The organism is Streptomyces sp. NPDC033131 (genome assembly GCF_055578365.1).
This window is the reverse complement of record NZ_JBVIPA010000028.1, coordinates 98,800-122,053: the sequence shown is the minus strand read 5'-3', so window position 1 is coordinate 122,053 and position 23,254 is coordinate 98,800. Positions and strand designations below refer to the sequence as shown.

Sequence of the window (23,254 nt, the reverse complement as noted above, 5' to 3'; positions counted from 1 at the left end):
ACGCGTCAGCAACAGAGGGTGCGACAGCTCATGACCAGGATGTTCCTTCCCTCGGACCGGCCCTGTCAACATTCCGCGTTTCTGAATTAATTCCGCTCAGGTGAGGCGCCCAGCGGATCCCGGTAGAGCACGTCCAGAGCCACTGATCCGCCCGCCACGGCAAGCACGGAATCCCCGAAACTCGTCGGCACCACGGCCGCGGCCCGCTCCGCCCCGACCTCGTCCCGCAGCGCGGAAAGGCAGTCCGCGCGATGCAGAACGCCGATCTCGGTGACGACGACGGTCTCCGGATTGAGCACGTCGAGCAGCAGCCCGACCGCCCGCCCGACCCGACGCGCACGGTCCACCAGCAGCCGTACGGCGGCCAGGTCGCCGTCGGCCGCCGCGGCGACCACGTGCATCGGGTTCACGCCGTCGGTGACACCCGCCTGCCGCGCCCGCCGGCACAGCGTGCGCTCGCTCAACTCGGCCTGGAGGCAGCCGGTGCGCCCGCACGCGCAGGCCTCCGTGCCGCCCGGCACCGGCAGGTGCGCGATGGCACCCGCCTGGCTGCGCGGCCCGTGGTGCACCTCGTCGTGGGTGGCGAACGCCGCGTCGACCACGTTGCCGACGAACAGGTGCAGCACGCTGCCGCTGCCGCGCGCCCGCCCGAACAACCGCTCCGCGTTGACCAACGCCCGCGCATGTCCGTCCACATGGACCGGCAGCCCGGTGTGTGCGCCGACCACGTCCCGCACCGGCACATCCCGCCAGCCCAGCAGCGGGTGCGCGACCACGGTCCCGGAGTCCCGGTCCACCCAGCCGCCGACCGCCACACCGGCGCTCAGCGCCCGGCACCCCGGAGCCCCGGCCAGCAGCGCCCGCAGCCCGTCGGCGGCCCGCGCCAGCACCGGCATGGGTTCCACAGCGCCGGCCGTGTGCCTGAGCCGCCGCTCGGCCACCACCCGGCCGCGCAGATCCAGCAGCGCGACCGTGGTGTAGGGCACGGCCACATGGACCGAACCCACAACGAACCGGGAGTCGTCCAGGTCGACGGGCACATGAGGGCGGCCCACCCCCTTGGACTGCCGGGGCACTGCGGCCTCACGGATCAGACCGAGCCGCGCGAACCGGGCGCAGTAGTCGGTCACCGACGCCGGAGACAGCCCGGTCAGCCGGGCGATGGTGCTGCGCGCGACCGGCCCGTGCTCCAGCACGGAGCGCAGCACGACGCTGGCACTGGTCCGGCGCCGGTCGGGATCGGCGGCACGCGGAATCGACGAGACAGCAGACGGGGACGCGGGAGACGAAGACGAGGGAGACGAAGAAGTGCGGGGCGAAGAGGTGCGGGACGAAGAAGTGCGGGGCGAAGAGGAGGCAGGAGGGTGTGCAGCCGCGGTACGGGGCATGGGGGTCATCCTCGGGAACGGGTCCGACAGTGCGCCGACTCATGAGTCGACGCGCACGGATCCGCTCCGCCCGCCCCGACTCAGCGGCGGCGACAGACGGCCGTGCCCACGCGTCGCAGGTCGACGTGGCGACGCGACGAGAAGTTCCGGGCCTGGGCAACCATGCGCCCGAAGCTAGCAAAACGGTCCCGCGCTGCCCAGACGGCGACCGACGGGCGAGACGACGGGTGTCCACGCCGCGCATCTGGTTGGCGGGACCCGACAGATCCGGCTCGCCGCCCCTTCGTATCCCCCACCACGTCACCTCAGTGACCGGCATCACCTCATGGCCGGTGTAGCCCGCATCCTTTGTCCGGAGCCCACCAATCCCGTGTTCCCCCCTTTGTCGGGCGCTGACGGTGATCGACTCGAGGGCGCTGGGATAGCGTCACCAAGTCCCCCGTGCCCACACCATCTCGCGGAGTCCCCATGAGCACCGCTGCCGCCGTCCCCGCCCGCCCGGGACAGGTCCTTGCCGACCTGCTCCCCGCCTCCCGTGTCCGGGACGTGGCCCTCGTGGTCGGTGGTGCCGCGCTCACCGGCCTCGCCGCCCAGATCGCGGTGCCCGTGCCGGGCTCTCCGGTGCCGGTGACCGGTCAGACGTTCGCCGCGCTGCTGGTCGGCACGGCGCTCGGCGCGAGCCGTGGCCTCTCCGCGCTCGTCGTGTACGCGCTGGCCGGTCTCGCCGGGGTGCCGTGGTTCGCGAACGGCACCTCCGGGGTCTCCGTGTCCTTCGGCTACATCCTCGGCATGATCCTCGCGTCCACGGTCGTGGGCGCCCTGGCCCGCCGAGGTGCCGACCGCTCGATGCTCCGCATGGCCGGCACCATGCTCGTGGGCGAGGCGGTCATCTACGCCGTCGGTGTCCCGTACCTCGCCTACGCGGCCGACCTCTCGGTGTCCGCCGCGATCGCGGCCGGCCTGACCCCGTTCCTGATCGGCGACGCCGTGAAGGCGGCCCTGGCGATGGGCCTGCTGCCCTCCGCCTGGAAGCTCGTCAAGCGCTGACCTTCCTGGTCACGTGGAGGCATGACCTGACTGATGCTGTCAGGTCATGCCTCCTTCTGTTGCGCGCCCTAGCTCCCCATCTGCTTCGGCCGCCGCTGCGACCACCACAGCCCTGCCGCACCGGCGGCCATCAGCGCCGTGCCCGCCGCCCCCAACGGCAGTACATGACGCTCGAATCCGGTCTTCGGCAGCTCGTCGCCACCCGGGCCGACCGGCTTGTTGTCGGTGCCGAGCAGCAGCGGGGTGGCCGGGGCGTTCGGCGACGGGTTCGTCGTACCGAACGGAACCGGTCCCTGCTGCCAGAACGTCTTCGTTCCGTCGCCGGTCTGCACCGGCAGACAGATCTTCCCGGTCTTGCCGAGATCGAATGTCGCGTCCACGGCGTACGACTTCGACTGTCCGGCCGCGAGATTGTCGACGGGGCAGGCGAATCCACTGTTCGAGCCCTCCGGCAGATCCTTTTCGTCGATCGGAGAGCAGCCTTGAACGTCCTTGACCGAAAGGCCGTCGAAACCGACGACCAAAAGCCTGATCTTTCCGCTGTCCTTGGTCCCCTCGTTCTTCACCGTGGCGGTGATGTCGGTTTCTTGCGAGCTGTTGTCCACCGAGATCTTCTCGGGCAGCAGCGTGGTCAGCTTCACGCCGGCCGGCGCCTCGTCAACGGCCTTTCCCCCCTTGCTGCTTCCGGGCCCCTGGTCCTCCGCACCGGCGGTTCCGGAAAGGATCATCACGACCGTGAAAGATGCCGTGACCAGCGATCCCGCGATGGTCGTCGCACGACGAGAACTCATGTTCGTCCCCCTTGGCTGCGCCTGAATTCGCAGTACTTGAAGAGGTACCACAAGATTTCTCCGCACTATGCTGGTACGGCGTGAAGTGTGACCATTGTGTTCCAGTCGGGAACAGCCGGAAGGCATTGAGGGGGGGTGCAGCGGATTGCCGGGGAATACGAGGAGCGGTGGAGTTCCAGGGCTCCTGGTGACAGGGCGCTATCGCCTGGTCGAGAGTATCGGCCAGGGGGGAATGGGGCGGGTGTGGCGAGCCGCCGACGAAATACTCGACCGGCAGGTCGCCGTCAAGGAGATGCGCATAGACGGCCTCGACGCCGAGGACGCCCGTACCCGCCGCGAACGCACCCTGCGCGAGGCCAGGGCCACCGCCCGGATCGACCACCCCAACGTCGTGCGCGTGTACGACGTGGTGGACGAGGGCGAACACCTGTGGATCGTCATGGAGTTGGTCGCCGGACGCTCCCTCGAACGCGTCCTGGCGGAGGAGGGCCCGCTCGGCCCGCCGGAGACGGCGCGGCTCGGACTCGGCCTGGTCCAGGCGCTGCGTCAGGTGCACGACCGGGGCGTCCTGCACCGGGACATCAAACCCGGCAACGTCCTGGTGGAGAACGGCGCCCGGCGGATCGTGCTCACGGACTTCGGCATCGCCGCGATCCAGGACGCCAAGGCGCTCACCATGGTCGGCATGCTGGTCGGCTCGCCCGACTACATGGCCCCGGAGCGCATCTCCGGCCGCCTCCAGGGCCCGCCGTCCGACGTGTGGTCCCTCGGCGCGACCCTGTGCGCGGCCATCGGCGGCCGCTCCCCGTTCTCCCGCGACACCACGCTGGCGACCCTGCACGCGGTCCTGTACGAGGAGCCCGAACTCCCCGCGACGGTGGGCCCGTTGTGGGACATCCTGGCGGCCCTGCTGGAGAAGGACCCGACGGTCCGCCCGGGCCTGGCGGAGCTGGAGGCGTCCCTGCTCCCGCTCGCGTATCCGGCGCCGCCCACGACACCGACCGTGCCGGTGGGCGGGGGAGAGGCGGGCGCAGTCTTCCAGGAGGAGGCTCCGGAAGCGGAGCCGGCTGAGGGAAGGGCGGTTGAGGGCCGGCCGGTCGACGGAAGGGATGAGGAGCGGGCAGGAGAACCTGAGCCGACGGCCGAACCGCCGGGGCCGGACATCCAGGACGCGACACCACCCCACCCGTCGGCCCCCGGGGAATCACCCGACACCCGGCAGCTGCGCACGATGCGCGACCCCAGGGCTCCGGCACCGATGCCGGGCCTCGAGCACACACCGACGCCGGGAGCGACACCCGTATCGACGTCCGGAGCCGCACCCGGGCCCGCCCTCGCTCCCCAGCCCGCCGGCGCCTCCACCGAGGCCGCCTCCGGACTGCGCTCGGAGACCCGCTCCGAGACCCCGTCCGGCAACTCCGCGGGCACCGCACCAGCCGGAGAAGCCCCGCCGACCGGGTCAGCCGAAGCAGCCGCACCCGCCGAGCCCACCGGGCTCTGCGGGATCGACGCCGCCCCCACCGTCACCGGCGTCTCGCTCGTCCGCGCCCGGACGGAGACCGAACGCCGCCCCGCACCCGCCCCGGCCCCCCTTCCCCTGCCGTCCGGTGAACTGCCCGGCCCCGCCGTCCCGGCGGACCCTCGGCGCGGACGGCGGGCGGGACGCCCTACGGGTCTCGTCGCCGCTGTCGGCGTGGTCGCCGCGGGCGCGGTCGTCGCGATCGTCCTCGCGTCGGCCGACGGCTCACCGGACGACAACCGGGCGGGAGGCTCCCCGTCGGCCTCCGCCTCGCAGACCGCGTCCACCCCGGGGAGCGACAGCCCTTCGCCGACGGTCGAAGGCACGTCGAGGCCACAGAGCCTGCCGCCGGGCGCGCACCGGGAGGCGGGCGGGTTCGCGTGGGCAACGCCGGCCGGCTGGCGGCGGGACATCAAGACGGGCGCCGAGGTGCACTACACGTCCCCGGACGGAAAACAGGAGCTCGCCGCCAAGTCCTCCCTCGCCCGCGGCGACCTGATGGAGACCTGGCGGACCTCGGAACAGAACGCCCACCAGGGCAGGGACTACCAGAAGATCCGCCTGGAGGAGACGACGTTCCGCGGCAACCCGGCGGTCGTCTGGGAGTACACCTTCACCCTGGAGGGCGTCCCCTGGCACGCCCGGCTGCTGGGCTTCAACGAGAACGGGAAGTCGTACCAGATCAACACCTGGTACCAGCCGGACATCGAGACGCAGGCTCTCAGGACGTACGGCAAGGTCAGGGACAGTTTCACAGTGCTGTGAGAGGCGCAACGAGAGGTGCCGTGAGACGTGTTGCGAGAGGCGCGTGGGACACGACGGAGGGGCCCGTGCCTTACGGCGCACGGGCCCCTCCGTCGTTCACGGGCTGCGATCAGACCTTCGTGACCGCGCGTTCGCCCTTCATCTTCTCCTTCACGAAGGCGATGGCGATCACGCCCGCCGCGACCAGCAGCGACAACACCACGGTCTGGCGGCCGTCGTGCTCGGTGTCGGTCAGCATGTAGCCGAGGACGAACACGATCAGCGCGGCCGTGGCCCAGGTGAGGTAGGGGTACAGCCACATCTTCACGACGAGCTTCTCCGGCGCCTCGGCCTGGATGATCTTCCGCATGCGCAGCTGCGAGAAGCAGATGACCAGCCAGACGAACAGGGCCACCGCACCGGAGGAGTTGACCAGGAAGAGGAAGATCTTGTCCGGGGAGAGGTAGTTGAAGAAGACGGCGACGAAGCCGAACACGACCGACGCGAGGATCGCCGCCATCGGCACGCCCCGGCTGTTGACCCGTGCGAACGCCTTCGGCGCGTCACCGCGCCGACCCAGCGAGAAGGCCATGCGGGAGGCCGTGTAGAGCCCGGAGTTGAGACAGGACAGCACCGACGTCAGCACGATGAAGTTCATGATCTGGCCGGCGTGCGCGATGCCGAGCGAGTCGAGGGCGGCGACGTAGGAGCCGTCGTCCTGGATGGACTTGGCGTCCCACGGCAGCAGCGTCACGACGACGAAGATCGAGCCGAGGTAGAAGACGCCGATACGCCAGATGATGCTGTTGGTCGACTTCGTCACGGCCCGCTGCGGGTCCTCGGACTCGCCGGCCGCGAGGGTCGCGATCTCGCTGCCCATGAAGGAGAAGACGACGAGCAGCACACCGGTGAGAATGGCGCCGGGCCCGTTGGGCAGGAAGCCGCCGTGGTCGGTGAGGTTGCCGAGCCCGGCCTGGTCGCTGTCGACGCCGGGCAGCACGCCGAAGACGGCGAGCCCGCCGATGACGATGAACGCACCGATCGCCACGACCTTGATCCCGGCGAACCAGAACTCGAACTCGCCGTAGGACCCGACGGACACCAGGTTGGTGGCGGTGAGCACCACCATCACGATGAGGGCCCACCCCCACTGCGGTACGGCGGGTATCCACCCTTCGAGGATCTTCGCGCCGGCGGTGGCCTCCACCGCGAGGACGACCACCCAGAAGAACCAGTACAGCCAGCCGATGGAGAAACCGGCCCAGGGCCCGAGCGCCCGGTCGGCGTGTGCGGAGAACGAGCCCGAGGTCGGGTTGGCGGCGGACATCTCGCCGAGCATTCGCATCACCAGCACCACGAGCGTGCCGACGAGCGCGTACGACAGGAGGATGCCGGGGCCCGCGGTGGCGATGCCGGAGCTGGATCCGACGAAGAGTCCGGCACCGATGACACCACCGATGGCGATCATCGAGAGATGGCGGTTCTTGAGTCCCGCCTGGAGGCCGCTTCCGGGTTCGCCGGGGGCTCCGGGGTCGTGACCAGTCTTGGGAAGGGTCGGCTGCGAGGTCATAGGAGGGGGATTCCTTTGCGCCGGGTGAGCTCATCCCGCACGGGGGGAAGTGCGGGTCCGTACGAGCGGCGTACGGGTTGGTCCAGTGAATCGTAGGTAAAGGGATTGGTGAACCTTTGATTTCGGATTTTTACTTGAGCTTTTCCTGAGGTTCTGTAGTGTTGCCCACAGTTTTCGGGATCGGCCCCCCGGGCTGCTGCCCGGAAACGCCCGTGTCACACTCGTCCCATGCGCGTGTATCTCGGCTCCGACCATGCCGGCCTCGAACTCAAGAACCACCTCGTCCAGTGGCTCAGGGAAGCGGGCCACGACCCGGTCGACTGTGGTCCCCACATCTACGACGCCCAGGACGACTACCCGCCGTTCTGCCTCCGTGCCGCCGAGCGGACGGCCGCGGACCCGGGCGCCCTCGGCGTCGTCATCGGCGGTTCCGGCAACGGCGAGCAGATCGCCGCGAACAAGGTGAAGGGCGTGCGGTCGGCCCTCGCCTGGAGCGAGGAGACGGCCGCCCTCGGCCGGCAGCACAACAACGCGAACGTCGTCGCGGTGGGCGCGCGCATGCACACCCAGGAGGAAGCGACCAAGTTCGTCGAGACCTTCCTCAACACGCCGTTCTCCGGTGACGAGCGTCACATCCGCCGCATCGAGATGCTGGCCGACTACGAGACGACGGGCGACCTGCCGCCGATCCCGGCGCACCACCCGCAGCAGTAGGCGCTACGGCACCTGTCTACCCACCGAGTCGGGTGGTGGGTGGGCATATGCCCGGAGCCCCCTGGCGGGGTCTGGGGCGGAGCCCCAGGGGTAGGGAAAGGAACCGCACCGTGCCGGAAGGGCACACGATTCACCGGCTGGCCCAGGACTACGCCGCGGCCTTCAAGAACACCGCACCGCGGGTGACCAGCCCCCAGGGCAAGTTCACCGACTCCGCCGCCCTCCTCACCGGTACGGAACTCACCGCCACCGAGGCCCACGGCAAGCACCTGTTCCTCGGTTTCCGTGCCGGTGAGTGGATCCACATCCACCTGGGCCTCTTCGGCAAGGTCACCTTCGGCCCGGCCCCGGCGCCCCCGCCCACGGACACCGTCCGTCTCCGGCTCGCGAACAGCACGTCGTACGTCGATCTCCGCGGCCCGACGACCTGCGCCCTGATCACGGACACCGAGAAGGACGCGATACACGTCCGCCTCGGCCCCGACCCCCTCCGCGCGGACGCCGACCCGAAGGCCGCGTACCGGCGCGTCTCCCGCAGCCGAACGACGATCGCCGCCCTGCTCATGGACCAGAAGGTCGTCGCCGGCGTCGGCAACGTCTACCGCGCCGAGGTCCTCTTCCGGCACCGCGTCGACCCGTACCGCACCGGCAGCAGCATCACCCCCGCCGAGTGGGACGCGATCTGGCAGGACCTCGTCGACCTCATGCGCGAGGGCGTCCGCAACAACCGCATCGACACCGTCCGCCCGGAACACACCCCGGAGGCGATGGGCCGCCCGCCGCGCGTCGACGACCACGGCGGCGAGGTCTACGTCTACCGCAGGGCCAACCTGCCCTGCCACATCTGTGGCGGCGAGATCCGCACCGCCGATCTCGCCGCCCGCAACCTCTTCTGGTGCCCCACCTGCCAAAAACCCTGAGGCCGGCCTAGAAGCCGTGCGGCAGCCAGGGCGCGACGGCCGATCCGAACCCCACGGCCGCCTCCGCCAGCGCCCCCTGCCGCAGCTCCCGCACCCGCCCGGCCGCGCCCAGCGACACCAGGCTCACACCCCCGAGGTACGCCGCCCCCAACTCCCTGACCGACAAGGCGAGATCGGCCGCGTCCGTCGTACGGCCGCAGGACGCGCCCTTCGCGTCCCCGGTGAGCCGCCAACGCCCCGCGTTCCAGGGACAGAAGTCGTCCTCGACCTCGAACACCACGTCCACCGGCGCCTGATACGTCCGCGCCTCCAGCGCGGCGCCCACCTCCACCAGCCGAACGAACAACGAGTCGCGCACCCGCAATCCGCACCGCCGGATGTCGGACACCATGGACAGCCACGGGTCGTCCGACGGCCGTCCCTGCGCGGTCAGCGTCGACGTCAGGTCGATCCCGAACAGGAACCGCCACAGCGCCGCATACGCCGCCGGATCCAGGGCTTCCGCGTCCTGCACGGCCACGACGCCCTTGGGGCCCGTGGCGTCCCACGCGGGCCTGACCCGGAAGCGCGCATACCCCACGACCTCACCGGCCCGCTCGGCCACCACGCACTGCAGCGGTGACGCCCCGTCCCGGCCGCTCTCCGGATCGAGCACCACGACCCGCTCCCACCCGGGCAGCCGCGCCAGCATCCCGGGCCGCCCGGACACCTTGCGCGCGTACACCGCCTCGCACACGTCGAGCACGTCGGCCGGCGCGGCGTACCGCAGGCGTACGTCATCGGTGCCGGCCGGTACGGACAGCCGGACGCGCGCCGTGTCGACCTCCACGTTCACGCAGTGCGTCGCCGCGCCGTACCCGAACCGGCCGTAGATCTCGGGCTCCGACGCCGTCAGGACGGCCAGCGGCCAGCCCCATTCCCGTACGTCGTCCAGCTGCCGCCGCATCATGGAGCGCAGCACCCCGCGCCGCCGGTGCGTGGCGGCCACGCTGACCATGGTCACGCCGGCCGCAGGCACCGCGGCGCCGCCCGGCACCGTCAGCCGGAAGCTGAACGCCCCCGCCGTGCCCACACACGCGTCACCGTCCCAGACACCGACAGAACGGTCGGTCTCCGTGAGCGAGCGCCACAGCTCCCGCTCCTCGGGCGACTCCGGAACCCCGCCGAAGGCACGGATCAAGTTGTCGTACCACTGGTCCCAGTCGCTTTGCCGCAGTACCCGCACGTCAGTCGCCATGAACCATGCCTACCAGGGCATTGCGGGACGGGCCAGGGATTTTCGCCTTGATGGCGCCACGATGGCGATCTGTGAAGTTCACTGTGAAGTTGAGCCTCGGACGGGGGACAAGTGGGACCTCCCGTGCCAAGCACCTGGTCCGATGGATAGGGTCCCGAACTAATGGCAGCAGGACGAGAGCGGCGCGCGGAAGCCGAGACGTTCGCGGCCCGGTGCAAGATGCAGTGGCACCGGGTCCGCGTCGGCATGCGCAGAAGTGCCGTCGACTACTTCCGCGGCGACGGCTCGGACTGGGTCGCGCTGGCCGGCCTGCTCGTCACCGTTCCCTTGATCGCGGCCACGACACTGGCCAACTCGGTGTGGTGCTCACCGGCCGCCCTGGTCCTGCCGATCGTCGCCGGCGGCCTGCTGCTGCGCCCGGCGAGCCTGCTGAGCCTGTACGCGGCTGCGGCGACCGCGCTGATCGTGGAGTCGGTGCAGTTGGGGCCGTACACGGAGGGCCCGTCCAGGGTCACCCCGGGCGTGGTCCTCGTGGTGGCCGCGTGCGGGTTCTTCGGTCTCCTCATCGCCCAGTTCCGCAGCCGCGTCGGCGTGCCCTGGCGGCGCGGCGGCACCATGCTCTTCGACCTGCGCGAACGCATCCGCGTCCAGAGCAAGCTGCCGCAGCTGCCGCAGGGCTGGCACCGGGAGATGGCGCTGCGCCCGGCGGGCGGCCAGTCGTTCTCCGGTGACTTCGTTGTCGCGGCCCGCACGAACGGCGGCCGCACGATGGAGGTCGTCCTGACGGACGTGTCCGGCAAGGGCATGGACGCGGGTTCGCGCGCACTGCTCCTGTCCGGAGCCTTCGGCGGGCTGCTCGGCTCTCTCCCCCCGCACGCGTTCCTGCCGGCGGCGAACGGCTATCTGCTCCGCCAGGACTGGGACGAGGGCTTCGCGACGTCGATCCACCTCGTCCTGGACCTCGACTCGGGTGACTACGAGCTGTACTCCGCGGGCCACCCGCCGGGCCTGCAGCTCAGCGCGGGCAGCGGCCGCTGGGAGGAGAAGGCCGCCGAGGGCCCGCTGCTGGGTGTGTACGACGGCGCCCAGTTCGACCCCGTGAAGGGCTCGCTGCGCCCGGGTGACGTGTTGATGCTGTTCACAGACGGTCTGGTGGAAACGTCCGACCGCGACATCGTCGAGGGCATCGACCGCCTCACCGGTGAGGCCGACCGCTATGTCGCCGGCGGCTTCCACGGCGCGGCCTGGCACCTGATCGAAGCGGTCGCGAAGGACGTCAACGACGACCGGGCGCTGCTGCTGATCTGCCGCGAGGGGCCGACGGCGTCGTCCGCAACCTCCGCTCACTGACCCTTTGTCCGCATGTGTGCTCATGTCTGGGTCATGGGTTTGTGCTGCCTCTGTAACTACCGTCGGCTCCCGATTGCATGGGCGATCAGGGAGTTGGTAGAGATGTAATGCACACGATGTGGTGATGAGGACCCGAAGGACCCGACGGGGGAGGCGTGATGAAGTTCGACATGGGCGCGCAGACGCTCTCGAATCTGCAGCGTGATTCGCGGGGGTCGAGTGATGATCTCGGCTCGCTGATCCGGCAGTTGGTGGATGCGGCGACGCCGTTGGAGGGCAAGTTCAACGGTACGGGCCGGGCGATGTTCGACCAGTTCAAGCAGCAGGCGGACAGGATCACGGCGGATCTGAACGGGTCGTTGTCGGCGATCCTGGGTGGTCAGTCGGGGATGGACACGGCGTTCAGTTCCGGTGACCAGGAGCAGGGTGACAACGCGAAGCAGCAGATGGGTGCCGCGAACTTCGATGCGGCGCGTTTCCGCTGAGGCTGGTCTCTTTCGTTCGGTGCGGGCTTTGTTCCAACTCTCGGGGAGTGGTGTGTGATGGCGGGTGCCAACGCGGATCGTCGTTCGTACGACACGGGTGCGTCGGCTGATGCTCAGTCGAACATTCAGGTGGTGATCGGTCGTCTCGAGGAGGTGATCGGTAACCGTGACCGTCAGGTCAAGACGGCGATGGCCGACTTCACGGCTGACGGTGTGGCGGAGGAGTACCACGGCAAGGAGCAGCGGTGGACCAACGCCTCCAACGAGGTGAAGAACATCGTCGCGTTGCTGAAGTCGACGCTGGAGAAGAACGACGGTACGGCGCAGTCGACCATCCAGCGGGCCAAGGCCGCGGTCGACAACATCGGCTGAGTGAGCTTGTCGTAGGCAGGGTGTAGAGCAGTAGGGCCGTAGGGCTCTGCAGGTCTGTTGGACTGTGGGAACTTCGGAATACGGGGGCTGTTGTGTCGGGCTGGGATCTCAAGCCGCAGGGTATTTCCGGTGTGTTGAAGACGACGGGTGAGACCGCGTCGGACCTGGAGAAGCACGCGAAGGCGTTCGGTGAGCATCTGACGTCGGCGGCGACGAGCGCGGGCACGATCTCCGCCGAGGGCGGGGGTGGCGGCGGCGAGGGTGGCGAGAAGGCCGCGGGTGGTCTGGTCGCCCTCGCGTTGTCGCAGTTCGCGGAGCGGGCGTCGAAGGATCTGCAGTTCGTCGCGGCGCGGGCGGGCAAGTCGTTGCAGGGTGCGGTGGACGCGACGACGGCTTATCTGAAGGGCGATGAGGAGATGGCGGCGGAGGCGCAGCGCAACGCGTTGTCCGCGCCGAAGGTGGACATGCCGGGGGTCGGCAAGCGGTGATCCAGCCGGCGCAGATTCCCCAGTTCACAGGGAACTTGCCGCAACTGGTGACCGACTACGCGGACTTGAAGAAGGACGCGGGCAACGTTCGCAAGACCGGCGGGGACGTGCACTCCCGGTTCCAGGGCCTGTCGGCGTACTACACCGCTCCCGACGCGGAGCAGCTGTTCGCGACGACGAAGCCGGTCAAGGACCGCGCGGACGCCTTCGCCGACGACCTGGAGACGGTGTCCTCCGCCCTGTCGTCGTACGCGACGGAGATCCGCCCCCTCGTCGACAAACTGAAGCGGCTGAAGGCGGACGCGACGGCGTTCGTCGGGTCCGTCAAGGACGACGACGAGTGGGAGTACGACGAGGACAAGGTCGACGAGCACAACCAGATCCGGGACGACATCACCGCGACGGTGGCGGCGTTCTGGGCTGCGGAACGGACCTGCCACAACAAGATCACCGCCTTGTGGGGCGGGACGCAGATGGTCGCCGGCGATGGTTCGGAGCGCAAGGACCAGCACGGCTTCTCCGCGGACGACATGAAGAACGCGAAGCTTCCCTGGGGTGACCCGGTTGAGGAGAAGCATCACTGGTACGAGGTCGGCCACTGGGTGAAGTCGTTCGTGTGGGACGGCCTGATCGTCGACGGCGTCTGGGGCACGATCAAGGGCCTCGGGACGCTGGTCGGATTCGGCGGCTGGGACGCGATGGGCCAGGCGTGGAAGGGTCTGGCGCAGCTGGCGACCGGCCTGACTCTCAGCATGATGCCGGGCGCGCAGGTGCTGTTCTGGGCGCTTCCGGACGACAAACTCCCCGCCTGGATCCGTGATTCGCGCACCGCGATGAAGGAGACCGGCAAGGCGCTGGTGGCGTGGGACGAGTGGGGGAAGAACCCCGGTCGTGCGGCTGGTGCGGTCACGTTCAACGTTCTGACCACGGTCTTCACGGGTGGCGCCGGTGCGGGTGTCGCGGGTGCCGGCAAGGCGGGCGCCGCGGCGAAGGTGCTGTCGGCGGCGGGCAAGGCGGGCAAGGTCATCGACCCGATGACCTACATCGCCAAGGGCGCGGGCGCGGGTCTGTCGAAGATCGGCGACATCAGCGCGGCGCTGAAGGGTGTCGGCAACATCGACATCCCCACCCTGCCCGAGAACGCGTTCACTCTCCCCGAGGGTGCGGTCAAGCTCCCCGACGGCACGGTGAACCTGCCCGAGGGCGCCACGATCCCGGACGGCGCGACCCGGCTCCCCGACGGCAACATCAAACTCCCGGACGACACCCCGGTCCTTCCCGCGGGCACGACGAAACTGCCGAGCGTGGACGGCTCCCCGGCCCAGTACATGGACCGGAACGGCAACCTCCTCGACAACCAGGGCAACGTGGTCGACAACGTCGACAACGCACCCACGGACGTGGTGGACAGGCCGGCGTCGGGCAACCCGGCGTCGGGGGCGGACGTCCCCCGCGTCGACTCCCCGGTGAAGGAGCCGGCGCTGGTGGGCGCGGGCGCGCACGCTGCCGAACAGGCAGGCCAGCACGTCCGCCTGGGCAGCGACCTCGGCGACGTGGGGCGGATCGGGGAGGACGTGCCCACCGCACCGGCGGTGGACGCGGGCGGCGACGTGCCCGCCGTCCACGCCGGAGGCGATCTCCCTGGCGGCAGCGCGGGCGACCACCTGCCCGGAGGAACAGCGCACGAGCATGGTGCGGGCCCGTCCGCCGGTCATGAACCGCCGACCGGTCATGGCGGTGAACACAGTGGTGATCACGCTGACACGCCTGCTGGAAACGGGCACGAGATCCCCGGTGGCGGCAACGAGCAGCCGACGACCGGTGGCCACAGTGATGGACCCACCACTGGTGGCCATGACGGCCCGTCCACCAGTGGTGCCCGGCCGAATGGCCCCGATGCGGGGACGGGACCGGACCTCCCCCGCGGAAACGACCCGTTGCCCGAAATGACGCCGGAAGAACGTGCGGCACACTGGCAGCATCTGGATGAGGTCGAACAGCGCAGCCCAGAAGATTTCGATGCCTTGCAGCGCGACCCGGACAAGAATGGCGGCATATCGGAACCATCGAAGGACGAGGGGCGTGTGGGCCTCGATCTTCGGGAGCAGCAGCGGCTACCCGACGACATCCAGCGGCCCACTGAGGCGGACCGCGGTGAGTTCTACTCGCCGAGTACTGGCCGATACTATGACATCAAGGGAGTGCATTCGGACTGGCCGCCGTTCAACAACGTTCGCGACAAGTCGCAGCCGTTCCGCGGTGCGTATGATCCGGTGAACAACGGGCGATGGGTCAACAAGCTTCATGAGCAGATCGTCGCGAAGGGGCGAATTGTCATCCTGGACCTCAGAAACGCGAATCAGGCGGCGATCGACGACGTGAAGTCAATCGTTGAAAAGAATGGCTGGGGAGACGATGTCATCTGGTACCCGTAATGGGTGGACCCCCGTCGGATTGCCGCGGAACGAGACCGCTGCCCAGAGGCTGCGCGAGTGGCTCGAAGGAGAGGGCGGGCTCGATGCCGTAGGGCTTGACTTCAGCGGTGCGGACCTCTCGTACGGTAACTTCTCCGAGTCATGGTTCACCGACGCGAAGCTCATCAACACTCGCCTTGTCCAAGCGGAGTTGTATCGGTCGGATGCCCAGGGAGCGGACCTCACCGGAGCAGATCTCACGAGCGCTTCCCTTGTGCGGGTCAATCTGGATGATGCCATTCTGAGAGACGCGGTTCTGGATGCTGCGAACCTGGTGAAAGCTTCGCTTTATGACGTCAACGCTTCAGGCGCAAGTTGTCGTGGCACTCATTTCATGGGATCATCGCTGCTGGGTGTCGATTTTCGTTCAGCTGATCTCCGTGACTCTGTTTTCGATGAGAATTCGTTCCAAGTCACACTGGACGCGAACACGAAGATCGAAGCGATGAGCGGAACCGTTTTCGGGCCAGCGGTCGTTGTCGAGAAAACGGGACCTCGAGAGCTGTCCGGCAGTGAACTCGAGGAGTGGTTGCGCAGCAAGGGTGGCAACGTGCGCGTCATCGACGTGCGGAAGTAGGCGCCGGTGCTTCGCCAGAACATCGGCAGCGTTCGACTGGGTCCGCAGGGGTGACGCCCCTCTCCGAATCCCGACGCGGTTCCCGCGGGGCGGCGCTCGATGCCGACCGGCAGGGAACGCAGGGCAGCGGGCTCCATGGTGTGGCGTACTGCGTTGGAGACCAACTCGGCCGCGAGCTGTCCGAATGTTTTCCCATGCCATGGAAGGGCTGCATGAAGATCGCAGATCACTTCCAAGAGCTATGGTCGCCTTCCTTCGAGGCGCCGAGTGGGAGTGTGCGGGATTTTCTTGCTGACTCGGCATACGGCGATGAGCAGGGGATCACCCAGTATTTGCTGGCCGGGCATGACCTCTTCAGTGTCATGGGCTCTTCCGAGGACGTCCTGGGCTCCGGTCAGACCGTCATGGGTGGCGACTCCATCTACTCGGACGGGGAGTGGGTGTGGCGAGGGGATCTCTGGTTCTACGTGAGAACGCATCACGTCACTCTGCCGACTGAATTCCTGGAACGAATCAGGAATTTCACCTATGTCATGCCGGATGAGGACTTGTCCAGCCTCATGGAAATCGCCAAGGAAATCCGCACTCGGCTGTGAAACGCATCGACCTCGATGATCCCGAGGTGGACCTCGACTATGCCCAGCGACTCCTGTACCGGGGTGAACTCTTCACCGGTGAGGTCGAGGAGTACCTCGCAGGACATCGTGTGAGTCTGGTGACTTACACGGATGGGTTCCGGGACGGCCCGTTCTGCGAGTGGCGCAAGAGTGGGGTCCTTCGCGCAGAGGGAACGATGCGTATGGGGCGCCTGTCCGGGGAGTACAAGAGCTGGCACGAGAACGGCGTTCTCGAGACGAAGAAGCTGCACAGCGCGGACGGCGGGACTCCGCTTTCCCATCACGAGTGGGACGACGAGGGGCGCCCGACCCGCGCCTGGGAGAACGCGACTCCGTAGGGGTGGGGCCCCGCCTCGCTGGGCCTCGCACCCCGCGCTTATTGCCGTACTAGGCCGCCTTCAACTCGCACCACACGTACTTGCCCCGGTTGCCGTGTCTGCTCAGCGGCTGCCAGCCCCAGGTGTCGGCGCACGCCCGGACCAGTGCCAGCCCGCGTCCGTCCTCGTGGTCGGGCAACTGTTCCAACAGTCGTGGGGGTTCTGGCGGTTCGGGATCCGCGTCCCATGCCCCGATCCGCAGGACGCCCGCCGACCAGCGCACCCGCAGGGCGGCGGGCCCCTTCGTGTGCCGTACGGCATTGGAGACCAGCTCCGCCGCGAGGAGTTCCGCCACGTCGACCAGGCCGATCAGTCCGTGCATCGTCAGGATCAGGCGCAGGGTGCGGCGGCTGACGGTGACCGCGCGTAGGTCGTTGGGGATGTAGAGGGAGTACTCCCACGGTTCGGCTTGGTTTTCGGGCACGCGTGAACTCCGTTCAAGTGGTGGGGGGTTGCGGTCGGCGGGCGGTGGCAGTGCCGCAGCCGTCATGGCAGGACGGGGCGGTGCGCTTCCGGTACCCCGGTGTTTCCGCAGCGTGTGCGTCGCGTCACTGACGGTAGGGGATAATGTTTCGGTTGGGCAAGCCGGTCGCGTAATCTGCCCTCCGAACGAGTCGCGCCTGCAGGTGCGTTGAAAACCGAGGGGCAGTCGATGACGACGAGGCGCGAACCAACGGCACGTCAGATGCGCCTGGCGGTCGAGCTGCGGAGACTCCGCGAGGCGGCCGGCCTCAGCGCCAGGGAAGCGGCGGCGCTGCTCGGAGTGAGCCCCGTCCAGATCAGCCACATCGAATCCGGTCTTTCGGGGGTGAGCGAGGAGCGACTGCGCCGCCTCGCGTCCTACTACGTCTGCACTGACGACGCTTTCGTCGATGCCCTTGTCGCGATGGCCACCGACCGGACGCGCGGTTGGTGGGAGGAGTTCAAGGGCCTCCTGCCCACTTCATTCCTCGATCTCGCCGAGTTGGAGCACCACGCCACGTTCTTGCGGGAAGCCCAGTTCCTGTTCATTCCCGGACCGCTTCAGACAGAGGACTACGCCCGCGCCGTCTATGCCGACCGGGTGCCTGAGCTTCCCTGTGAAGAACTTGAGTTGCGCGTCCGGCACCGCATGCAGCGCAAGGTCATTCTCGAGGGCCCCGAGCCCATCCAGTACGAGGCGGTCGTCCACGAGGCCGCGCTGCGCATCATGGTCGGCGATCGAGCCGCCTCACGAACTCAGCTTGCCCGCCTCCTCCAGTTCTCCGAAGGGGATCACATCACCGTCCGTGTCATCCCCTTCAGCCTGGAGGGTTTCGCCGGTGCCGCGAGCGCGATGACGTACGCGGGAGGTGCGGTGCCCAAGCTGGACACCGTTGTGCGCGATGCACCCCACGGTGCCGCCTTGGTCGACTTCGAAGCCCAATTGGCGGCCTTTCGAACGCTCTTCCGTAAAGTGGAGGCAGCGTCGCTCGACCCCGTTCGGTCGCGTGACTTCATCCACGGGCTGATGAAAGAGCTGTGAGGCGTTCCATGGAGACCCCTGACAACTGGCGGAAGTCGTCCCACTCGGGCCCTGGCGACGGCGACTCGTGCGTGGAGATCGCAAACGACCCCACGCGGGTGGCGATACGAGACACCAAGGACCCCTCCTACGGAACCCTCCTCTTCCCGACCGGAACCTTCGTCGCATTCGTCGAGTCCCTCAAGGTCGACTCCGTCGTGTGATCGCTCGTGCGGACGTCGCCCACCGGAACGCCGCTGGACTCGCGTCAACGCGCCGCCTGGCGCCCGAGCAGTACGCGGAGGGCCCGCTACGGCTGCTGCCCGGCCTGCAGAGCTATGTCGACCGGCTTCCACTGGGCGAGTTCGAGCAGTCGGACTGGATCGCACTCCACATGGACCTCACGTCCTACCTGGGGGACCTGCTGGTACGCCGACACGGGGCGAGCTGGGTCAAGGTCGACGATTCGAGTTCGCCGGCCGGCTTCCGCTACCTCGTGGGAGCCACAGGCCTTGACGGCAAGCCGCACCGGGTCGAGCCCTACGACGTGGTGATGGAGGAATTCGAGCCATGTTCGAGGCGTGCGGAGGTCGACGGCCGACGTCAGGAAAGTGTGGGATCGGCCGCTCGCAGGGGCATCCTGACCAGAGTCCCCGAACGGTTGATCAGGAGTTCGGGGACGTCCTCTTCGTAGAAGCGCACCTGGCCGATGACTCCCTCGGTTCTGGCGTTGTAGGCCAGCATCTCCAGCAGCGAGTCGAGTTCGGGGAGGAATTCGGCATGGAGTTCCTGTCGCGCGGTGAGCGACCAGTGGTGGGCCCCCTGGAGCAGTTCCCCGGTCTGCACCCCGCCGATACGGGTGGCCGGGCCTCGGCCTGACAGAAGGCGCACCTGGTCAGGCACCTCGTCCGTCGCGTCGACGTCTTCCGTGGCATCCACACCGAGGTGCCGCCTCAGTGTGTCGAGTACGGCGCCCGGAACGGTGGGCGAGAGATCGAGGGCCAGGTCCACAGCGAACACGTCACTCATGAGGGAATTCTACTTTGGGCCGGCCATGACATGACCGTCGATCGTTCCGGCGCGGTGATGGTACGGCTGGGGCCATCGACCGGGGCGACGACGCACACCCCCCCCGGCTGTCCTCGCCAACTCGCCTGCGTGGTAAAGGGATCCGAGCTGGGTCGTGGTGCTTCAGTGTGTGCAGGGGGCCTTAATTGCACGGACAACTATCGGGTTGATAGAGATGGGGCGAGGTACGGGGTGGGCCGGGGATGGACTCGGCGTTCGGCTCGGGGACCAGGAGCAGGGTGACAACGCGAAGCAGTAGACGGGTGTCTGGCGATGCGGCAATGACCAAGGAGACGCAGCGCAACGCGTTGTCGGCGCCGGCGGTGGATCTGCCGGGGGTGGGCAACGCATGATCAAGCCGGATCAGATTCCCCAGTTCACGGGTGACCTGGGGCAGCTGGAGACCGACTACGCGGACCTGAAGAAGGACGCGGGTGAGGTACGCAAGACCGGCGGGGGCGTGCACTCGCAGTTCCAGGGCCTGTCGGCGTACTACACGGCTCCCGAGGCGGAGCAGCTGTTCGCGACGACGAAGCCGGTCCAGGAGCGGGCGGACGCCTTCGCCGACGACCTGGAGACGGTGTCCGGGGCGCTGGCGTCGTACGCGACGGAGATCCGCCCCCTCGTCGACAAGCTGAAGCAGCTCAAGACGGACGCGACGGCGTTCCTCGCAATGGCCGCGGAAGACGACGAGTGGCAGTACGACGGCGACAAGGTCGACGAGCACAACCAGATCCGGGACGACGTCACCACGACGGTGGCGGCGTTCTGGGCGGCCGAGCGGACGGCCCACAACAAGATCACCGCGCTGTGGGGCGGCACGCAGATGGTCGCCGGTGACGGCTCCGACCGCACGGACCAGTACGGCTTCGACGCCGCGGACATGAAGGACGCGCAGCTCCCCTGGGGCGACCCGGTGGAGGAGAAGCACCACTGGTGGGAGATCGGCCACTGGCTGAAGTCGTTCTTCTGGGACGGCCTGATCGTCGACGGCATCTGGGGCGCCATCAAGGGCCTGGGCACGCTGCTCGGATTCAACGGCCTGGAGGCGATGGGCCAGGCCTGGAAGGGCCTTGCCCAGCTGGTCACGGGTCTGGTGGTCACCGTCATTCCCGGTGCGGGCGCGCTGTTCTGGACGCTGCCGGACGACAAGATGCCGTCGTGGCTGCGTGATTCGCGCACCGCGATGAAGGAGACCGGCAAGGCGCTGGTGGCGTGGGACCAGTGGGGCGAGAACCCCGCCCGTGCGGCCGGCCTGGTCACCTTCAACGTGCTCACCACCGTCTTCACCGGCGGTGCGGGGGCTGCCGCGGCGGGTGTGACGAAGGCCGGCGCGGTGGCCAAGGTGCTGTCGGTGGCGGGCAAGGCGGGCAGGATCATCGACCCGATGACCTACATCGCCAAGGGCGCCGGTGCCGGTCTGTCGAAGATCGGCGACATCGTCAGGAACCTCAGGGGCGTCGGCGACATCGACATCCCCACCCTCCCGGACAACGCTGTCACCCTGCCGGAGGGCTCGGTGACGCTCCCGAACGGCACGGTGCGGCTGCCGGAGGGCGCGGCCGTCCCCGAGGGGGCCACCACACTCCCCGACGGGAGTGTGCGGCTGCCGGAGCAGACGGTGGCGTTGCCGGAGGGCACGATCGACCTGGGGGCGCCCGAAGGCGCTCCCGCCCAGTACATGGACGCCGACGGCAACCTCCTGGACAGCCAGGGCAGCGTCGTCCAGCATGCCGACCAGGCACCCGCGGAGACGGTCGTGGACACGGCCGACGAGGCCACGCCGACGCCGAGTGCCGAAGTGCCGCAGGTCGACGCCCCGCTCAAGGAACCGGCTCTGGTCGGCGCCGGCGACAACGCGGCGGGCAGCGCGGGCCACTCCTCCGGCAGCGAGGGCGTACCCGGGCAGCCTGCCGATGGCCCGCCCGGCGGCTCGCACACCAGCGACCCGCCCGCGCCCGTCGGCGGCCACGGCGACGATGTGGCCGCGCACGGCGACGACGCACTCCCTGCGGATCGCACCGACGAGGCGACGGGCGGCTCGAACGGCGACGGCGACGGCGACGGCGTGGCACCAGCCACGGACGAGACGCCGCCCAAGGCGACGGAGGGACCGGCGGGGGACGAACCCCCCATCATCCGGCAGGACGACGACTTCGGCGCCACCCACAACCAGTACGGCTTGCGCAAGTCGCGGTTCGACCCGGACACCGGCATCGTTCCGGCCAACCCGGACGGAAAGATCACGCCGCTCGAGCACGTGCTGGGCGGCGCGAACCCCAAGGCGAAGGAATCGAGCCAGTTCACCTCCTTCGCCCCGAAGGACGGGACCGGCAAGGTCTACGGCGCCCAGGAAGTCAGCATCGACTACCGGCGACTGCAGGCGGACATCGACGCCGGCAAGGTCTCGAACGTGGAGATCCTGCGTCCCGAGCAGATCCAGCAGAGCATCAGCGACGACATCACCAAGACGGCGGGCAAGGACGTGGAGGTGCCCTCGACGCTCAAGCCGACGGACACCGACGCGGTGACCAAGTTCGTCAACGACCTCGGTCTGAGCAAGGGCAAGACGAGCAAGGTGCACCGCAGGGTCATGGCGCTGCTCAACACCCGACGCGACGGCGAATGGCTGATCAGCGGGATCGTCCCGAAGGACTACGTGAACGGCCCCTACCCGACGACCAAGACGCCGTGACGAGCCGGATAACGTGATCCAGCGAGCCGACCTGAGCACAGGAGTACCGATTGTCCGACAGCCAAGGTCCATGGGAGCCGAGCGCCCAAGTCGCCCACCTGCTCTTCGTGGACTTCGACGGCACGGCCGCCGATCCCGATGACGTCATCAGCGAGGGACTCGACGGTGGCTACCAGCAGCGTTCCGAGGCGCTGAAGGAAGTCCTGCGGGATCCCGACGAGGATCCGGCAGGCCGCTTCCTGGCCTGCGCCGCGCTCACCCGCTGGGCGGACGCGGCCGGATACGAAGCGGTGGTCCAGGCGGCTCGGTCGCCGGAAACCGCCGTATGGCGCGGAGCCTCGTACGACCGGCTGCACGGCCAGGACGACACCTTCGGGGTGCTCGCCGACGCCGTGGGGGACAGTGCCGACATGGTCGAGGAGCGCGGCACGGCGACCGAGCGACTGCAGGCGGCCGAGGCCCTGCTGCTCGTCGCGGACCGCGTGCAGTTCGACCGGCACGTCAGCGCGCTGCTGCGCCGGGAACTCGTCACCGTTCTGCTGCCTGCCCTCAAAGCCGCGGTGGAGCGCGGCATCGCGAGGCTCGCCGAGGACCAGCCGTCGTACGACCTCGGCCTGCAACTGGCGCTGATGACCGCCGCGGCCCATCGCGTCGACGCGACGTGGGCCCTGGATGCCGCCCGCCGTCTCATCGCCGTCAGGCCTGGTGAACGCGCGGTGACGGAGTTGCGGGAGGCCATTCCGGAGACGCGGGAGACGTGATCTTCGGAGACGGACGGCCGTGAGCCGGCTCGCTGGACCTGTCCGGTAGCGGATCCTGGCCGAGTTGTGGTGCTTCTGTGAGTGCAGGGGACCTCGATTGCACAGGCAACTACCGGGTTGATAGAGATTGACGAGACTTGTGAGGCGGATCGGGCACGGTCCGCCGTAGTAGGAGCCCGACGGGGGAGGCGTGATGAAGTTCGACATGGGCGCGCAGACGCTCTCGAATCTGCAGCGTGATTCGCGGGGGTCGAGTGATGATCTCGGGTCGCTGATCCGGCAGTTGGTGGATGCGGCGACGCCGTTGGAGGGCAAGTTCAACGGTACGGGCCGGGCGATGTTCGACCAGTTCAAGGCGCAGGCGGACAGGATCACGGCGGATCTGAACGGTTCGCTGTCGGCGATCCTGGGTGGTCAGTCGGGGATGGACTCGGCGTTCAGTTCCGGTGACCAGGAGCAGGGTGACAACGCGAAGCAGCAGATGGGTGCCGCGAACTTCGATGCGGCGCGTTTCCGCTGAGGCTGGTCTCTTTCGTTCGGTGCGGGCTTTGTTTCGACTCTCGGGGAGTGGTGTGTG

23 protein-coding genes are annotated in these 23,254 nt (G+C 68.5%); 17 read left to right on the top strand and 6 right to left on the bottom strand.

Features of this window, described 5'->3' with window-relative positions; translation table 11 throughout:
- Positions 1 to 86: 86 nt before the first annotated feature.
- Positions 87 to 1,388, bottom strand: a complete 1,302-nt coding sequence (locus ACZ5XS_RS30480; RefSeq protein WP_468656680.1) for an ROK family protein — start codon at positions 1,386 to 1,388, stop codon at positions 87 to 89.
- A 468-nt stretch (positions 1,389 to 1,856) separates the two neighbouring features.
- Here ACZ5XS_RS30480 and ACZ5XS_RS30475 point away from each other — a divergent pair, with 468 nt between their 5' ends.
- Entirely contained in the window at positions 1,857 to 2,435 is a 579-nt protein-coding gene (locus tag ACZ5XS_RS30475) for a biotin transporter BioY (RefSeq protein ID WP_468656678.1), read from the top strand.
- A gap of 68 nt (positions 2,436 to 2,503) precedes the next feature.
- Here ACZ5XS_RS30475 and ACZ5XS_RS30470 read toward each other — a convergent pair whose 3' ends face one another.
- Positions 2,504 to 3,226, bottom strand: a complete 723-nt coding sequence (locus ACZ5XS_RS30470; RefSeq protein ID WP_468656676.1) for an LPXTG cell wall anchor domain-containing protein — start codon at positions 3,224 to 3,226, stop codon at positions 2,504 to 2,506.
- Between the two features lie 187 nt (positions 3,227 to 3,413).
- On the opposite strand from ACZ5XS_RS30470, the gene ACZ5XS_RS30465 reads away from it, so the two are divergent.
- The gene (locus tag ACZ5XS_RS30465) at positions 3,414 to 5,510 is read left to right on the top strand and encodes a serine/threonine-protein kinase (RefSeq protein ID WP_468656674.1); all 2,097 of its coding nucleotides are present in this window, start codon (positions 3,414 to 3,416) and stop codon (positions 5,508 to 5,510) included.
- A 109-nt stretch (positions 5,511 to 5,619) separates the two neighbouring features.
- On the opposite strand, the gene ACZ5XS_RS30460 is transcribed toward ACZ5XS_RS30465, so the two are convergent.
- Positions 5,620 to 7,059, bottom strand: a complete 1,440-nt coding sequence (locus ACZ5XS_RS30460) for an amino acid permease (RefSeq protein ID WP_468656672.1) — start codon at positions 7,057 to 7,059, stop codon at positions 5,620 to 5,622.
- Between the two features lie 228 nt (positions 7,060 to 7,287).
- Between ACZ5XS_RS30460 and ACZ5XS_RS30455 the strand changes: the two genes are divergently transcribed.
- Both ACZ5XS_RS30455 and ACZ5XS_RS30450 read left to right on the top strand, forming a co-directional pair.
- Positions 7,288 to 7,773 (top strand): ribose-5-phosphate isomerase, encoded by a 486-nt coding sequence (locus ACZ5XS_RS30455; RefSeq protein ID WP_468656670.1) that lies wholly within the window; start codon positions 7,288 to 7,290, stop codon positions 7,771 to 7,773.
- Between the two features lie 110 nt (positions 7,774 to 7,883).
- Positions 7,884 to 8,693 carry an Fpg/Nei family DNA glycosylase gene (locus ACZ5XS_RS30450; RefSeq protein WP_468656668.1) on the top strand — a complete coding sequence of 270 codons (810 nt, stop codon included), beginning with the start codon at positions 7,884 to 7,886 and terminating at the stop codon, positions 8,691 to 8,693.
- A gap of 7 nt (positions 8,694 to 8,700) precedes the next feature.
- Here ACZ5XS_RS30450 and ACZ5XS_RS30445 read toward each other — a convergent pair whose 3' ends face one another.
- Complete coding sequence (locus ACZ5XS_RS30445; RefSeq protein ID WP_468656666.1) at positions 8,701 to 9,930, bottom strand: GNAT family N-acetyltransferase; 1,230 nt, start codon at positions 9,928 to 9,930, stop codon at positions 8,701 to 8,703.
- 162 nt (positions 9,931 to 10,092) lie between these two features.
- Between ACZ5XS_RS30445 and ACZ5XS_RS30440 the strand changes: the two genes are divergently transcribed.
- The 8 genes from ACZ5XS_RS30440 (at position 10,093) to ACZ5XS_RS30405 (ending at position 16,631) form a co-directional block, all read left to right on the top strand.
- The gene (locus ACZ5XS_RS30440; protein WP_468656664.1) at positions 10,093 to 11,280 is read left to right on the top strand and encodes a SpoIIE family protein phosphatase; all 1,188 of its coding nucleotides are present in this window, start codon (positions 10,093 to 10,095) and stop codon (positions 11,278 to 11,280) included.
- Between the two features lie 158 nt (positions 11,281 to 11,438).
- Positions 11,439 to 11,765, top strand: a complete 327-nt coding sequence (locus tag ACZ5XS_RS30435; RefSeq protein WP_217242169.1) for a hypothetical protein — start codon at positions 11,439 to 11,441, stop codon at positions 11,763 to 11,765.
- A 57-nt stretch (positions 11,766 to 11,822) separates the two neighbouring features.
- Positions 11,823 to 12,137, top strand: a complete 315-nt coding sequence (locus ACZ5XS_RS30430) for a pore-forming ESAT-6 family protein (RefSeq protein ID WP_217242168.1) — start codon at positions 11,823 to 11,825, stop codon at positions 12,135 to 12,137.
- 131 nt (positions 12,138 to 12,268) lie between these two features.
- The gene (locus ACZ5XS_RS30425) at positions 12,269 to 12,625 is read left to right on the top strand and encodes a DUF6507 family protein (protein WP_468656662.1); all 357 of its coding nucleotides are present in this window, start codon (positions 12,269 to 12,271) and stop codon (positions 12,623 to 12,625) included.
- A 47-nt stretch (positions 12,626 to 12,672) separates the two neighbouring features.
- Entirely contained in the window at positions 12,673 to 15,060 is a 2,388-nt protein-coding gene (locus ACZ5XS_RS30420) for a hypothetical protein (protein ID WP_468656660.1), read from the top strand.
- Positions 15,041 to 15,676, top strand: a complete 636-nt coding sequence (locus ACZ5XS_RS30415) for a pentapeptide repeat-containing protein (protein ID WP_468656658.1) — start codon at positions 15,041 to 15,043, stop codon at positions 15,674 to 15,676. The genes ACZ5XS_RS30420 and ACZ5XS_RS30415 overlap by 20 nt, the downstream gene beginning before the upstream one ends.
- Positions 15,677 to 15,888: 212 nt before the next feature.
- Positions 15,889 to 16,272: a hypothetical protein gene (locus ACZ5XS_RS30410; protein ID WP_468656656.1), complete on the top strand. Its 384-nt coding sequence runs from the start codon at positions 15,889 to 15,891 to the stop codon at positions 16,270 to 16,272.
- Entirely contained in the window at positions 16,269 to 16,631 is a 363-nt protein-coding gene (locus tag ACZ5XS_RS30405) for a toxin-antitoxin system YwqK family antitoxin (RefSeq protein ID WP_468656654.1), read from the top strand. Before ACZ5XS_RS30410 ends, ACZ5XS_RS30405 begins: the two co-directional genes overlap by 4 nt.
- A 49-nt stretch (positions 16,632 to 16,680) precedes the next feature.
- On the opposite strand, the gene ACZ5XS_RS30400 is transcribed toward ACZ5XS_RS30405, so the two are convergent.
- A complete protein-coding gene (locus tag ACZ5XS_RS30400) occupies positions 16,681 to 17,094 on the bottom strand; it encodes an ATP-binding protein (protein ID WP_468656652.1) in 414 nt (137 codons plus the stop codon).
- 228 nt (positions 17,095 to 17,322) lie between these two features.
- On the opposite strand from ACZ5XS_RS30400, the gene ACZ5XS_RS30395 reads away from it, so the two are divergent.
- Together ACZ5XS_RS30395 and ACZ5XS_RS30390 are read left to right on the top strand one after the other, a co-directional pair.
- Entirely contained in the window at positions 17,323 to 18,174 is an 852-nt protein-coding gene (locus ACZ5XS_RS30395; protein ID WP_468656650.1) for a helix-turn-helix domain-containing protein, read from the top strand.
- A gap of 8 nt (positions 18,175 to 18,182) precedes the next feature.
- On the top strand, positions 18,183 to 18,377 hold the full coding sequence (locus tag ACZ5XS_RS30390) for a DUF397 domain-containing protein (protein WP_468656648.1): 195 nt from the start codon (positions 18,183 to 18,185) through the stop codon (positions 18,375 to 18,377).
- A gap of 379 nt (positions 18,378 to 18,756) precedes the next feature.
- On the opposite strand, the gene ACZ5XS_RS30385 is transcribed toward ACZ5XS_RS30390, so the two are convergent.
- The gene (locus ACZ5XS_RS30385; RefSeq protein ID WP_468656646.1) at positions 18,757 to 19,182 is read right to left on the bottom strand and encodes a hypothetical protein; all 426 of its coding nucleotides are present in this window, start codon (positions 19,180 to 19,182) and stop codon (positions 18,757 to 18,759) included.
- Between the two features lie 388 nt (positions 19,183 to 19,570).
- Between ACZ5XS_RS30385 and ACZ5XS_RS30380 the strand changes: the two genes are divergently transcribed.
- The 3 genes from ACZ5XS_RS30380 (at position 19,571) to ACZ5XS_RS30370 (ending at position 23,197) form a co-directional block, all read left to right on the top strand.
- On the top strand, positions 19,571 to 21,916 hold the full coding sequence (locus ACZ5XS_RS30380) for a hypothetical protein (protein ID WP_468656644.1): 2,346 nt from the start codon (positions 19,571 to 19,573) through the stop codon (positions 21,914 to 21,916).
- Positions 21,917 to 21,966: 50 nt separating this feature from the next.
- Positions 21,967 to 22,677: a hypothetical protein gene (locus ACZ5XS_RS30375; RefSeq protein WP_468656642.1), complete on the top strand. Its 711-nt coding sequence runs from the start codon at positions 21,967 to 21,969 to the stop codon at positions 22,675 to 22,677.
- A gap of 193 nt (positions 22,678 to 22,870) precedes the next feature.
- Positions 22,871 to 23,197: a hypothetical protein gene (locus tag ACZ5XS_RS30370; protein WP_468656640.1), complete on the top strand. Its 327-nt coding sequence runs from the start codon at positions 22,871 to 22,873 to the stop codon at positions 23,195 to 23,197.
- Positions 23,198 to 23,254: the final 57 nt, after the last annotated feature.

Bases quoted from the DNA above. Each gene is read 5' to 3' on its own strand.
- ACZ5XS_RS30480 (WP_468656680.1), bottom strand. From the start codon at position 1,388: ATGCCCCGTACCGCGGCTGCACACCCTCCTGCCTCCTCTTCGCCCCGC.
- ACZ5XS_RS30475 (WP_468656678.1), top strand. From the start codon at position 1,857: ATGAGCACCGCTGCCGCCGTCCCCGCCCGCCCGGGACAGGTCCTTGCC.
- ACZ5XS_RS30470 (WP_468656676.1), bottom strand. From the start codon at position 3,226: ATGAGTTCTCGTCGTGCGACGACCATCGCGGGATCGCTGGTCACGGCA.
- ACZ5XS_RS30460 (WP_468656672.1), bottom strand. From the start codon at position 7,059: ATGACCTCGCAGCCGACCCTTCCCAAGACTGGTCACGACCCCGGAGCC.
- ACZ5XS_RS30455 (WP_468656670.1), top strand. From the start codon at position 7,288: ATGCGCGTGTATCTCGGCTCCGACCATGCCGGCCTCGAACTCAAGAAC.
- ACZ5XS_RS30445 (WP_468656666.1), bottom strand. From the start codon at position 9,930: ATGGCGACTGACGTGCGGGTACTGCGGCAAAGCGACTGGGACCAGTGG.
- ACZ5XS_RS30440 (WP_468656664.1), top strand. From the start codon at position 10,093: ATGGCAGCAGGACGAGAGCGGCGCGCGGAAGCCGAGACGTTCGCGGCC.
- ACZ5XS_RS30435 (WP_217242169.1), top strand. From the start codon at position 11,439: ATGAAGTTCGACATGGGCGCGCAGACGCTCTCGAATCTGCAGCGTGAT.
- ACZ5XS_RS30430 (WP_217242168.1), top strand. From the start codon at position 11,823: ATGGCGGGTGCCAACGCGGATCGTCGTTCGTACGACACGGGTGCGTCG.
- ACZ5XS_RS30415 (WP_468656658.1), top strand. From the start codon at position 15,041: ATGTCATCTGGTACCCGTAATGGGTGGACCCCCGTCGGATTGCCGCGG.
- ACZ5XS_RS30410 (WP_468656656.1), top strand. From the start codon at position 15,889: ATGAAGATCGCAGATCACTTCCAAGAGCTATGGTCGCCTTCCTTCGAG.
- ACZ5XS_RS30395 (WP_468656650.1), top strand. From the start codon at position 17,323: ATGACGACGAGGCGCGAACCAACGGCACGTCAGATGCGCCTGGCGGTC.
- ACZ5XS_RS30390 (WP_468656648.1), top strand. From the start codon at position 18,183: ATGGAGACCCCTGACAACTGGCGGAAGTCGTCCCACTCGGGCCCTGGC.
- ACZ5XS_RS30385 (WP_468656646.1), bottom strand. From the start codon at position 19,182: ATGAGTGACGTGTTCGCTGTGGACCTGGCCCTCGATCTCTCGCCCACC.
- ACZ5XS_RS30380 (WP_468656644.1), top strand. From the start codon at position 19,571: ATGATCAAGCCGGATCAGATTCCCCAGTTCACGGGTGACCTGGGGCAG.
- ACZ5XS_RS30370 (WP_468656640.1), top strand. From the start codon at position 22,871: ATGAAGTTCGACATGGGCGCGCAGACGCTCTCGAATCTGCAGCGTGAT.